Genomic DNA, 13,233 nt, shown 5'->3' with positions numbered 1-13,233 from the left:
TGCGAACTTCAAAACCTATATGACGCATATGAAACTAAAACATCTGTTACCTGTTGTTATCCTTGCTATGCTTGCCGCCTGCTCTAAGGACGACCATCCGGATCAGCCCACTGTTAATGAAGATCCTGCTACGTTTGCAGAAATCGGTACCCTGGATATTGGCGAGGCGGGCGCAGCTGAGATCAGCGCTTACGACCCGGCTACCAAAAGACTGTTTGTTGTAAACAATGGTGGCAGAAACAGGATCGATGTCGTAGACATGGCCGATCCTACCAAGATGAAGGTGATTGACTCCATCCCCACCAACAGCGGCGCTGTAAACAGCGTATCTGTAAACAACGGTAAGCTGGCCGCTGCTATAGAAGCACTGGACAAACAGCAACCTGGTAAAGTAACGGTATATAATACCAGCAATTACCAGGAAATCAAAACTATCGCTACCGGCGCTTTACCAGACATGGTCACCTTCAGCCCTGATGGTAACTATATTCTTACTGCCAATGAAGGTGAGCCCAATGCAACCTATACTAATGATCCTTTAGGTTCTGTGTCTGTGATCAGTGTGAAAGATAATTACAGCGTTGTCAATATTGATTTCAGCAGCTTTGCCTCCCAGCAGACAGCCCTGATGCAGAAAGGACTGCGTGTGTTCGGTCCTAATGCCAGCTTTGCCCAGGATATGGAACCTGAATATGTAACTGTATCTCCAGACTCAAAAACAGCATGGGTAACCTTACAGGAAAATAATGCTATCGCGAAGATTGATCTGACTACAAAAACTGCTACAGATATCTTCCCGCTGGGTTTTAAAGATTATAACACCGATGCCAATGCCATAGATCCCTCTGATAAGGATAATGGCGTTACCTTCGGCAAATGGCCTGTTAAAGGCATGTATCAGCCTGATGCTATTGCCGTACTGCAAACAGGTGCGATCCCTTACCTCTTTACCGTAAATGAAGGTGACGTACGTGAATATGACGCTTTTAAAGAAGCTGACCGTATCAAGAATATTGCCCTGGATCCGACTGCTTTCCCTAATGCTGCAGAGCTAAAGGTCGACGCAAAACTCGGTCGTCTGAACATCACCAAGACTTTGGGCGATGCTGATGGAGACGGTCTTTATGAGACGCTTTACTCTTTTGGCGCACGTTCATTCAGCGTTTGGAATGGTAGTAATGGTTCTCTCATCTATGACAGCAAGAATGAATTAGAGGTAAAGGCCAATGCTGCAGGTTACTATGACGATGCCCGCAGTGACGATAAAGGTGTAGAGGCGGAGGGTGTCGCGCTGGGACAGGTAGGTAATAAAAACATTGCATTCATTGGCATGGAACGCGCAGACGCTGTAGCCGTTTATGATGTATCTATACCTAATGCACCGAGTTTCCTTCAGATACTGAAATCAGGCGATGCTCCGGAAGGAGTACTGTTTGTGGCTGCTAAAGACAGTCCTACAGGAAAAAGCCTGTTGATCGTAAGCAGCGAGGATGATGGTGTTTTAAAGGTATATACGCCGAAGACACTGTAATAATCTGATCGATATATCTCATTTAAAAAGGCCTTCGTATTGACTACCGAGGCCTTTTTAGAAATGTGTTTTCCCCTTCGCTATTTTACTTTTAATACGGCTCAGGTGTACAGTAGTTATACCCAGATAAGTAGCAATATAATGCTGTGGCACCCGCTGTATAATATGCGGACGTTCCTTTAGCAGATTTTGATAACGCTGCTCGGGAGTATCACGAATAAAGGAGATAAATTCATTGATATAGTGCGTCTGCCGCAGCGCAAACATCTGCAACATCATCTGAGCAAAGCCCTTCTCTATCATTAACTCCTCTATCATTTGAATAGCATATTGCCTGGGCAGCATGTAAACAACAGACGGTTCGATCGTCTCGATAGAACACTGACTGGGAACATTATTAACGAAGCTATCAAAAGAGGCTAATCCCTCTTCTTCGAAAAAGAACTGTACTGTTTTCTCTTCACCATTGTTGTTAAAGAATAAACGTACACAACCTTTTTCTATGAAAATGTAGTGCTGGGAAACCTTTCCCTCTTCCAGCAAAATAGTCTTTGCTGGAACCTCCAAACGCTTCTGGAATGGGAGGTATTTATCCCAGAAGGCATCTAGTTGCGGAAATTTATTTCTGAAATGAAAAAACATAATTTATTTAACTGCAAGATAAGATAAACAACTATTTTTCCCGATAGCGTAAAAGTTATTCCCGAATGTTAAAATAAATAAAAATAGAATGCAGCAATTTGGCGGCCCAAATCAACACTATATGAAATCTTTTCTATTGCTGCTTTTGACGCTGATGATACTTTGCCCCTGCGTGCTTTCTGCCAATGACAATGATTCAGACGGGAATGGAATTATCAGAGGAACGGTTACGACTACTGATGGTAAACCTGCTGATCAGGTTACGGTAAGACTCAAAACCACGAAGAAAACTACTCTTACAGATGAAAATGGTGCTTTCGTTTTGAGTAATGTGAAACCAGGTACTTACACTTTGCTGGTAACACTGGTTGGATACGGTTCCAAAGAAGAAACTGTAACAGTAACAAGTGATAATACTGTTCAGGTAGCCATTTCCTTATCATTGTCTGATATGCAGCTGCAGGAAGTTGTTGTGAATACCGGCCGCAGCAAGTTTGCTAAAAAGGAGTCTGAGTATGTAGCACGCCTGCCGTTGAAGAACCTGGAGAATCCGCAGGTGTATAATGTGGTGTCGAAAGAACTGATGCAGGAACAGGTGGTTGTTAATTTTGACGATGCGTTAAAGAACACACCAGGTGTGAACAGACTCTGGTCATCTACCGGCCGTCCTAATGATGGCGCTGGCTATTTCTCTATGCGTGGATTCAGTGTACAACCTACCATGATCAATGGTATTCCCGGTCTGACTAACGGAGGTATCGACCCTGCGAATGTAGAGAGGATTGAATCTATCAAAGGACCATCAGGTACTTTATTTGGTAGCAGCTTTATTTCTTTCGGCGGCTTACTGAATATCGTTACTAAAAAACCATACGATCATTTTGGAGGAGAAGTAAGTTATACTGCCGGTGGGTTTGGCCTGAGCCGCTTTACTGCCGATGTGAATGCACCATTGAATGCTGATAAAACTGCATTATTGCGTGTAAATGCGGCTTATCACAGTGAGGGAAGTTTCCAGGATGCAGGATTTAAAAAGTCATTCTTTTTAGCGCCCAGTCTTTCTGTGAAAGCGAACGACAGGTTATCATTCCTGATCAACGCTGAATTTTATACCGCACAGAGCACCAATGCGCTGATGGTATTCATGAACAGGAGCCGTCCATTAATAGCGCACACGCCTGCTGAGTTAAACATGGACTTTGACAGGTCTTACACCAGCAATGATATTACTTACAAAACGCCTACCATCAATTTATACGGACAGGCTACTTACAAGATCTCTGATCAATGGATATCTCAGACTAATCTGTCAAGAAGTGTTCGTAAAAGCGACGGCAACTATTCCTATGTGATGTTCCTGGATGGAAGTCCTACGGGACCGATAGCAGCTAACGACTCATTGATCAGCCGCTTCGTTTACTATCAGAACTCTACCACTACTACCACTGACATCCAGCAAAATTTCATAGGAGATTTCAGGCTTGGCAGTATGCGTAACAGGGTGGTATTCGGTCTTGATTTCGCGGATGTAAGCGCAGTGAATGATAACAGCGCTTATGCACTGTTCGACTATGTAAACGTTACCCGCAACAATGATCCACGTTATGCCATGCTCACCAAAGCAGCGGTAGATGCGAAACTGGCCGGTCTTGGCGGAACCAAGGATGGTAACAGCAACCAGGTGTATAGTGCGTATGTTTCAGATGTGTTCAACTTCACAGATGCGTTGAGTGTAATGGCGAGTGTACGTATTGACCGTTTCGAAAGCAAAGGAAGTAAAAACTATGCTACTGGTGTAATCAGCGGTAAATATGGACAGACAGCGGTATCTCCGAAATTCGGGTTGGTATACCAGATCGTAAAAGACCAGGTAAGTGTGTTTGGTAACTATATGAATGGTTTCCGCAACGTTGCTCCGGGTACAAAGGTACTGGATGATTATACCAATATTTTCAAGCCACAACAGGCTAACCAGTGGGAAGGTGGTGTGAAACTCGATATGTTCAATCATAGGCTGACTGCGACTGCCAGCTACTACGACCTGCTTGTAAAGAATATCACACGTGGTGAAACCGTTGTACGCGACGGACAGAGTTATAATGTTACCGTTCAGGATGGTACCCAGAAAAGTAAAGGTATCGAACTGGATGTGATAGCCAACCCCCTGCCGGGCCTGAACATTGTAGCCGGATATAGTTATAATGACAGCAAGGCGGTGCAGGCTATTGACGCTTTAAAAGGCAGAAGACCGACTTCCGCAGGCCCGGCTAATCTCGCGAATGCGTGGATCAGCTATACTATTACGAAGGGTGTTGCTAAGGGATTAGGGCTTGGATTTGGCGGTAACTATGCGAGTGATAATGTTATTACCAATGATGCCAGAACGGGTTTATTTACGCTGCCTTCTTATACTGTGCTCAATGCTTCGGTGTTTTATAATGCGAGTAAATACCGTATTGGTGTGAAAGTAGATAACCTGGCTGATAAGGAGTATTTCGGCGGATGGACGACATTGGAGAAACAGATGCCAAGAAGACTGTCGGCTAATTTTGTTTTCAGGTTCTAGTGTTCAATGCGCTGGATGATTCAGCCGTGTAAGATTATTTTACCAGGCCTGAGCAGTGGAAATACTGTGCTCAGGCCTGTTTGTTTATGCTGATTTATGGTAGAAACAATATGTTAATTTTGCATTTACATACGTTGATTTTTGGTTTAAACGACGGGAGGACGGATCGTATTAGTACACTTGCAGCTTAGATCTATCAAAATGACATTGGAAGCATCAGCCTGGTACTTTTCCTGCTGACATACTGTTGTCACTCATGCCGCTTTACTTTGTCATATATTTACAAGGCTATGCAGGCAGATATTACCACACTTTACGAGTCACAATTGTGTACGGTGCATAACTTTTTATGCAGATGTACGGAGTGTACGGTGTCAAAAACTGAATCACAGGAAACTTTCTCTATTGCTTATGTACGCAAGGGGAATTTCGAGTTTAAAGTGTTTAGAGATGACCTTGATGCTCACCATGGATTATTCCTGGTCTGTAAGCAGGGGTATGAGCACAGAGTGGGACATGTACACGATCTTCCTGATGAGTGTACTATCTTTTCATTGCCTGCTGAGCATCTGGAGTCATTCAAGGGACAGACTAATGAGTTTTCCTGGTTTTTTAATAATCCGGATATACAGTCGGTCTTAATAAAGGCGACGCCGCAAACGGAGCATCTGCATCATATCATCTTTTGTGAACTTGCGAAATCACGTCATGATTCATTGTTTATAGAGCAGCTTGTTGCTAATCTTCTATTAATGGTGATATCAGCTGGCGCTCCGCAAGAACATCCTCTGCTGAGCTATAAACAGAAGAAGTTTTATCTTCCGATCATTGAATCGGTGAAGTATTATATTAATGACCGTTTTACCGATGATATTTCATTAACTGAACTGGCAGGTATAGGTCATTTAAGTCCCTTTCATTTCAGCCGTTTATTTAAACAGTTAACAGGCGTTACGCCTTATACATATCTATTAAAGGTAAGGCTGACCCAAGCTACTTTGTTAATCAGGAATACCCATCTGCCTATCACTGATATTGCTTTCTCCTGTGGGTTCAATAGCCTGGAGCATTTCTCTGCGTCGTATAAAAACATATATGGAAAGGCTCCCTCTCAACTACGGACCTAAAAACAGCAAGATGTCTTAAGTCAACGCCAGACGAGCTTTTTAGCTTTGTTTCATCAAAATAAACATTGTATGAAAAAGCAATTACTGGCCAAGCTGGAAAATTCAAAAACTTACACCCTGGCAGTGGCTAACGGAATGCCATCCGCACATTATGATTTTAAGCCAACAGCAGACGTTTGGAGTTTCCGGGAACTGATGCATCATATTGGTTACGGGATCTACTGGTTCAAAGGAACACTGATCCAAAAAGAGGATGTGGCCTGGGAGCCACCGGCAGTAACTGCGGACAAAGATGCAACCATTGCATGGCTTGAAGAGGCTTTCGTAGTACTTGAAAATACAGTGGATAAGATGGCGAAGGATGAAGAATCTATCGTTGGATTCTTTGGTGTCGTGGATCATATTACGCATCACAGAGGGCAGGCAACAACTTATTTGCGTTGCAAAGGCATTACTCCGCCGGAATATATTTTTTAACCTATAATCTTTTCGTAAATGGCGGTTTATTATATCAATAGTTATGACATCATTGATATGGAGGAGTATGCGAATTATGCTGCTCCTGTGTATAAATTACTGCAGAAGTATGGTGCTGAAGTAGTGGCTTCGGATCTAAATGCAATCGCTGTAGAAGGCGTAGCCAAAAGCATGAATGCTATTATCAGGTTTCCGTCGGAGGAGGCGGCATTGGCTTGTTATACCGATCCGGAGTATCAGCCCGTGAAAGCGATCAGGCATCGTTCGACGACGAATTGTACGATGGTGTTGGTGAAGGAATTTGTACGGCAATAGGAAAGCATACCAAAGGCCTGGGACTAGTTTCCAGGCTTTTTAGCTTATTGTTTGTGCAGACTTTCTTATTGGATTGTGATTAAATCAGTCTTATGTTTCATCCTTCCGGTATATCCGGCAGAGGGATCAGTCCTCCCTGAATGAATCTTTCCCTGATGGCAAACTTTGTTTGTTCTTTATGCGAAGGCATTGTCTTTTCCTGTGGCTTGCTATCCAACATCTCGGCTGCGGAACGGCTTCGCTTCGCAATCCTGGATGTTTTGACTGGCCCTTTTGTCTTTTCCATCAATGGTAATACCGGGGCCAATACTGCTGTCACAAATGCTTGCTCACTGCTTGTTGTACCGGCGGGCTGAATACCGGCGTTCGTATGCAGAAAGCGAATCTGTAAAAGGACGATCGTAGCGGTGACCCTGACCGGTTTAGCGGGCAGCAACAGGGTGTGTTGTTTTTCTCCCAGTGGCACGCAGCTGGCAGCTGTGGTACTTCCGAGGCAGGTATGCTGCTCAAGGTCCATATCCAGCGCTACGGCCTGGAGCTGAATATAACGGGCGTCTTTGGGTGGTTTCAGCCAGTGTTGCCAGTTCTTCGGGAGTTTTATCTCAATGCTACCGTTTTCCTGGCGTACCGTGTCTATACCCCCGATGGTCATGACAGCTTTCTTATTATAGCGGAAATCTTTCAGGTGTTGATGCAAGGCAGCAGGGCTGAATACACGTTTGCCTCTTGGCTGGGTGTCTTCTCTCAGCGCCGCATAAACGGCCTTATTTAGCCTGTATACGGTCGTTTCGTCCTTCGCCGGCTGCCAGATACCGTTCAGGGCAGCACGGATCGATTTCGCGGCCTTGCTGGCCTTTGCGAATTCGCGGCTGCTTTGTTTACTGGCGGCGGACATGCTGTCCGGGCCATATTGAGGCATTTTACGGCAGAATTGTTTGCCGTTACGCTCGTAATAGATCAGGTCTCCGACATGGCCGGAGAGACCTTGAGTAAGGATGTTGAAGTTTTGGGCCATAACAGGCAATAGATTTTATTCAATTTACGGAAAAAGTGGGGTTAATCAACTGATAGTTAGGCTTCTTTGTTCGATTGAGATTTTATTTCTTAAGGGCATTATAATGGTATAAGAGGTACACTTATATATCCTATTGGGCTATTGTAATGACCTTATAATCAGCCTTTAATGAGCTTATAGAATAGAACTTCAGTCGAATATGAATAGGACTTGAGTTGGACTTAAGTCGGGACAATTTCAAAGGAAAAAGTGGATTATGGAAGGGGTTGGCGGAAGAAGGGAGGCCGACATTGCGCCTGTTTAATTAGCAATAATAAAATAATAATCAATTACTTACAATTTCATATATCCAATTTCTTACAATTTCGGAATTGGATTCCGAAATTGTAAGAAAAAGTAAAAGTAGGGACAAGCTGGCTTAACTTGCTCAATGTATCTTGGGTCACAATCTTCTACAGAGATATTGTCAGGTGGATTCCCAGGAATCGTCTAAAAAAATTATTTAACTTCCAATAGTTAATCTTGACAACTATAATTACCATCTCCCAATAATCAGTAATATGGTCAGGCTCCTACTTTCAATTTTGCTGGCATTACCTATTCAGCACACATTTTCACAGACCAGAACGGACGTTGAAGAGCTAACCAGCATCAATCAGGACTGGCTTAACTCGTATCCAAAGAAAGACGCTGCCACACTGAATAGGATCTTTGCGGATGATTTTGTTTTGATATCTCCTAAAGGAACCAAAATGTCTAAACATGATATTATAGCTAACCTGGATAAGCAGGAAACGGTCGCGGTAAAAATTGATAATGTGGATGTCAAATTGTTAACCCCTGATGTTGGATTGATTACAGCGTATACAACATTTATAATGAAGATAGATGGTAAAGATGTAAAAGGGAAAAATTGCTACCAGGATGTGTATGTAAAAAGAGAAGGGAAATGGAGGGCAGTTGCCGCGCATGTAACGCTTCTTGAAATGGAATAATGCGTCTTAAGTAATGTCGCATTTTCTTCCGTATGCATTGTGTAATGGAGCTTCAATTCAAGGTAGTCAACAAGAAATGATTAAATGTAAGATAAGCCTATTGTAGCCACAAAGAAGGGGAATGTTGTTTTAAATGGCTAATTATCATATCAGACGCTCTTCCAACATATATTTCCAGGTAATGAACCCTTTCTGTTCATTACTGTAGTCATGGACAACGCGGTTGAAATTTTCAGGAGCAGAAGTGATGAAGACGTGTCGACCCTGATTTCTGATGATATCCAGTTGCCGGTCCAATTCTTTTAAAAAGGCAGGTAAAAGTGCCCGTTGTTTTTCAAAATGCCATAAATAGCTGGCTTCTTCAGTATCCCGGGTTTCCAATATCATTTGATACATATCTTCACCCTCTATCAGAAATACGAAGGAGAATGGCTGAAGTACAAACCGGATTTTCAGGATATGTCCGGCATGAGCAATCAAAATGCCGAAAAGTCTTATATTGCCAGCTTGTTTACTGTTTCTAAGAATTTATAATCCGAAAACATCCCCAACGAAGATGATCCCTACCAACATCACTAAAGATCATATATTGATGGCAATAGCCGATATTGACACAAACGGTTTAAAAGATGCCTCAGTAGATTCAAAAGTCCATGAACTAATCTATAACAACAAAAGCTATCCGCCTAAATATATTGTTTCAATTGCGAACAAGTTTGCTAATGGGCGGCCATTGGAGCATGGCGAGCTAAATACACTGATGGCGCAGAAATACCTGACTAAATTAAGTCCGGATTTTGAGATCCGGTCGGACAAAACAGGACCTGTTCAACAGCTTGTTGAAGATTATAAACAGTACCTGGTGGAAACAGCCCTTAAAGAGGAAATTTATAACTGGGAATTGCTGGCTAAATACAAAGGAAGACCCAGATTAGATACACCAGATTTTGGTGCAGAAATATTGGCCATAGATTACGGCAATTTAATTTTCTACAGTGGTATAGATGTAAAAAATAAACTGGCCAAAGAAAGTCCTGAGGAATATGCCCAAGCCTTTAGAATCCTCTTTGACGAATCAGTTGATTTGGAGACGAGGATCGTTGCTTTTCAGAAAGCGGTTGATAATATCTATCGTTTGGCAGGGGGAACGCTTAAACATCATCATGATGAGCGCACAATTGCTACTTTTCTTACTTTCTATAATCCCGACATTTACAGTCTTTATAAAGATTCCTTTTATAGTAAATATTGCAAATTATTAAATGAGAAGCCCGCACAAGCAGGTAAAAAGTATCCGCACTATCTTAAATTGGTGGACGATTTTATTGAGAAATATGTGAAGACAGACGATGAGCTGTTGGAGATGCTCCGCAGCCTACTTCCAGGTACTGCTTATCCGGATACAAATCATAAGATCTTAGCACAGGATATATTTTATAGAATGTTAGATAAAAAAGAACAGTCTTTTAGTACTGTTATAGAGGAGCTAAAAGCAAGTATGGCCCGAGACGAATCTATTCTCAGCAAGTTTACCTTCGGAAAAAAAGCAGATAGGATAAAAGAAAAGTACACCTGGATAGGCGACGCTGAGGGCATAATAGGTAATTTCTCAGCTCATTTTGAAGTGTCTACCCTGACCAGAGATAAGAAAAGCAATTTTTATTTTGTGGACATTCATTTTGAAGGTCCCGACCAACAAAATTACTTTTCAGAATTTGGAAAGAGGTTTGGTGATCTTCCAGAAAAATGTGAATGGATACAGTGGGGAAAGGCCAAAAGTATTGGATATAAAGAAGGTATCGATCCGACGGATGACGATCTAATTGATAAAATAAAAGAAGCCTTGTTATACCTTGAAGACAATGTCGGAAATCAAATCAGGAGTATTATGCAAATGAAATCGGGAGAAGCCGTTAGTCAACCTCGCTCCAAACACCCTCTGAATCAAATACTCTTTGGTCCACCGGGAACAGGAAAAACATATAGTACTATTGAAAAAGCCTTGCGGATAATAGGAGAAGAAGCAGAACAAAATTTAAACTGGGCTGACAGAACTGCTGTTCAAACTCAATTCCAAAAGAGAGTATCGGAAGAGAGGATCATATTCACTACCTTCCATCAAAGTATGAGCTATGAGGATTTTATTGAAGGAATAAAACCTGCTACCACAGACAATAATCATGTTATTTACGAAATTCAAAATGGTATATTTAAAAAGCTCTGTCTGGACGCACAGAAAAAAGAAATCAAGAACAGTAATTTTGAAGCTGTCTATAAACAGCTATTGAACGAAATCGATCACGCGGATGGCAATAAACTGATCTTAGAAACCCTGGTACGCGCCAAAGAGTTCACTATTTATAAAAACTCCAATAATAACATAAAGTTTCACGCAAATACGGAGAAGGCATATGAAGGGGTAATAAAAAAAGAAGTGCTTGAGCAATATCTAAAAACCGGAGAAGCATCAGACTGGGCATCCTATACAAAAGCACTGGGAGAATATGTTAAACAAAAATACAAGTATAATCAGGCAGTGGAGTCCGTAGATGGGAATTTTGTGTTAATTATAGATGAAATCAACCGTGGCAATATGTCACAGATATTTGGAGAGCTGATCACTTTAATTGAAGACAACAAGCGTCTGGGTAAAGAAGAGCAACTCTATGTTACTTTACCGTATAGTAAAGACGTATTTGGTGTTCCTTCCAACTTGTATATAATAGGTACTATGAACACCGCAGACCGCAGCGTAGAAGCCCTTGACGCAGCTCTAAGGAGAAGGTTTGTTTTCCATGAAATTGCCCCTCAAGGATCCTTAATCACCAAAGAGGGGCTGTTAAGAGATCAGAGGGGTATACTTAACGGTATCGAACTTGAATCGTTACTGAATAAGATCAATACCCGTATAGAAGTTTTATTAAACAGAGATCATTTAATAGGACATAGCTTTTTCATGCAGGTTAATTCAATTGAAAAACTTACTGAAGCTTTCCAAAACAAGATTATTCCGTTACTGCAGGAGTACTTCTACGGCGACTATGGTAAGATCGGTTTAGTACTCGGAGAAGGATTTGTCAGAGCGAAGCATACAGGCGGGAATACTGTGTTTGCCCGCTTTAATAACTATGACAGCTCTGTATTAGAGGGTAAAATCATCTACGAAATAGTTGATTATACCCAACCGGTAAATTATACGCTTGAGATTGACGGCCAGCCAGTCTCTATGAACTTTGAAAAAGCCATAGAACTCTTATTTAAATAAAAGTAACTTTGACCACTGCTAAGCAAAATATTCTCACTGTCTTTGAACATGACACGCTGAAACTACATAATGACAGGACTTTATTAGAGGCACTTCAGGATTTTCATGGAGAAAATGGTGTGCCTTATTTCTCCCTTGGCAACAATTGTGTAAAGTTCTGTGAGTATGTTGGAGTTATTCAGATAGGCAAAACTACCATAGAAGTACTACCTAAGGCCGATCATACAGACAGTAAAGCAGCATGGCGTGAAGCGCTCATAGGCATGCTGCGCTCCGTTGGCGTGTTTGACGTGGAAGCGCCCAGCAGTAGTACTTTAAACGTCAAGCATAATTCAATACTTGACTTATATTTTGAATTATTCATTAAGGAAGTAGAGCATTTAGTACATCTGGGTCTGGTAAAAAAATATAAAAAGGCAGATGGCAATTGTAATTCTCTTAAGGGCAACCTGCTGTTTGGTGAACAGATTCAAAAGAACCTGATAAGAAAAGAGCGATTTTTCACGAGGCATACAGTATACGACGTTCAGCATCCATTGCACCAGATTCTTTACAAAGCCATCCTTTTACTACAACAGCTAAACTCCAATACCGCATTAACCAGCAGAATGGGCTCCCTCCTACTCCATTTTCCTGAACAGTCGGACATCAGAGTAACTGAGGCAATGTTCGAAAAAATAATCTTTAACAGGAAAACTGAACATTACCGGAAGGCTATCGAGATCGCGCGCTTATTACTGTTAAACTATCATCCTGATGTCAGGACAGGGAAAAATCATGTACTGGCGTTAATGTTTGATATGAATATGCTTTGGGAACGTTTTGTTTTCGTCAGCATCCGGGCATATCTGAGAAAACAACTATCCGACTATAGGGTGATAGCGCAGGCATCAAAATACTTTTGGAAACCGGCGGCAGGTTATCGGTCGAGCATAAAGGCCGATATAGTTTTCAAATATGGGCCAGAGCAGGATAAATGTGTTGTACTCGATACAAAATGGAAGAATCTGAATGGTAGTAATCCATCTCCGGATGACTTAAGACAATTGTATGTGTATCATGAATTTTATGATGCTCAAAAAGTGGCGTTGGTTTATCCGGGGAATTTTGGCATTAAAAAAGGGATCTACTATGATAAGCATCATCAACTAAGTGATAAAGAATGTTCTGTGATGGGTATAAAGGTGATTACCGATATCAGTAAGTGGCAGACGGAAATAGGAACCCAGGTGTTACAATGGGTGTTGGGGGCTTAATAGGATCTTGTTTATTTATTTAGACGTTGTAGCGTGATCAGAGA

At 41.8% G+C, this 13,233-nt stretch carries 11 protein-coding genes; 8 read left to right on the top strand and 3 right to left on the bottom strand.

The window, feature by feature from the left end; genetic code table 11:
• The first annotated feature begins 28 nt into the window (after positions 1 to 28).
• Positions 29 to 1,531, top strand: a complete 1,503-nt coding sequence (locus BLR32_RS13405) for a choice-of-anchor I family protein (RefSeq protein ID WP_089834151.1) — start codon at positions 29 to 31, stop codon at positions 1,529 to 1,531.
• Between the two features lie 57 nt (positions 1,532 to 1,588).
• On the opposite strand, the gene BLR32_RS13400 is transcribed toward BLR32_RS13405, so the two are convergent.
• Positions 1,589 to 2,098 carry a Crp/Fnr family transcriptional regulator gene (locus BLR32_RS13400; RefSeq protein WP_245705421.1) on the bottom strand — a complete coding sequence of 170 codons (510 nt, stop codon included), beginning with the start codon at positions 2,096 to 2,098 and terminating at the stop codon, positions 1,589 to 1,591.
• 196 nt (positions 2,099 to 2,294) lie between these two features.
• Here BLR32_RS13400 and BLR32_RS13395 point away from each other — a divergent pair, with 196 nt between their 5' ends.
• The 4 genes from BLR32_RS13395 (at position 2,295) to BLR32_RS13380 (ending at position 6,658) form a co-directional block, all read left to right on the top strand.
• Positions 2,295 to 4,739 (top strand): TonB-dependent receptor, encoded by a 2,445-nt coding sequence (locus BLR32_RS13395; protein WP_089834150.1) that lies wholly within the window; start codon positions 2,295 to 2,297, stop codon positions 4,737 to 4,739.
• Positions 4,740 to 5,110: 371 nt separating this feature from the next.
• Complete coding sequence (locus tag BLR32_RS13390; protein ID WP_176842266.1) at positions 5,111 to 5,866, top strand: helix-turn-helix transcriptional regulator; 756 nt, start codon at positions 5,111 to 5,113, stop codon at positions 5,864 to 5,866.
• Positions 5,867 to 5,935: 69 nt separating this feature from the next.
• A complete protein-coding gene (locus BLR32_RS13385) occupies positions 5,936 to 6,343 on the top strand; it encodes a DinB family protein (RefSeq protein ID WP_089832549.1) in 408 nt (135 codons plus the stop codon).
• A gap of 18 nt (positions 6,344 to 6,361) precedes the next feature.
• Positions 6,362 to 6,658, top strand: a complete 297-nt coding sequence (locus BLR32_RS13380; RefSeq protein ID WP_089832547.1) for a DUF1330 domain-containing protein — start codon at positions 6,362 to 6,364, stop codon at positions 6,656 to 6,658.
• Positions 6,659 to 6,755: 97 nt separating this feature from the next.
• Here BLR32_RS13380 and BLR32_RS13375 read toward each other — a convergent pair whose 3' ends face one another.
• Positions 6,756 to 7,673, bottom strand: coding sequence for a hypothetical protein (locus BLR32_RS13375; RefSeq protein ID WP_089832545.1), 918 nt, complete (start codon positions 7,671 to 7,673; stop codon positions 6,756 to 6,758).
• A gap of 560 nt (positions 7,674 to 8,233) precedes the next feature.
• On the opposite strand from BLR32_RS13375, the gene BLR32_RS13370 reads away from it, so the two are divergent.
• On the top strand, positions 8,234 to 8,668 hold the full coding sequence (locus BLR32_RS13370; protein WP_089832543.1) for a nuclear transport factor 2 family protein: 435 nt from the start codon (positions 8,234 to 8,236) through the stop codon (positions 8,666 to 8,668).
• Positions 8,669 to 8,812: 144 nt separating this feature from the next.
• Here the strand turns inward: BLR32_RS13370 and BLR32_RS13365 are convergent, their stop codons facing one another.
• Positions 8,813 to 9,148 carry a hypothetical protein gene (locus BLR32_RS13365; protein WP_089832541.1) on the bottom strand — a complete coding sequence of 112 codons (336 nt, stop codon included), beginning with the start codon at positions 9,146 to 9,148 and terminating at the stop codon, positions 8,813 to 8,815.
• A 76-nt stretch (positions 9,149 to 9,224) separates the two neighbouring features.
• On the opposite strand from BLR32_RS13365, the gene BLR32_RS13360 reads away from it, so the two are divergent.
• Both BLR32_RS13360 and BLR32_RS13355 read left to right on the top strand, forming a co-directional pair.
• Positions 9,225 to 11,933, top strand: coding sequence for an McrB family protein (locus BLR32_RS13360; RefSeq protein WP_176842265.1), 2,709 nt, complete (start codon positions 9,225 to 9,227; stop codon positions 11,931 to 11,933).
• A gap of 8 nt (positions 11,934 to 11,941) precedes the next feature.
• Positions 11,942 to 13,189 (top strand): McrC family protein, encoded by a 1,248-nt coding sequence (locus BLR32_RS13355; RefSeq protein WP_089832537.1) that lies wholly within the window; start codon positions 11,942 to 11,944, stop codon positions 13,187 to 13,189.
• The last annotated feature ends 44 nt before the right edge of the window (positions 13,190 to 13,233 follow it).

Origin of the sequence: Chitinophaga filiformis, from assembly GCF_900102545.1 — a bacterium.
Taxonomy (GTDB): Bacteria; Bacteroidota; Bacteroidia; order Chitinophagales; family Chitinophagaceae; genus Chitinophaga; species Chitinophaga filiformis.
The sequence above is the reverse complement of the archived record's forward strand: the minus strand, read 5'-3'. Positions and strand labels throughout refer to the sequence as shown.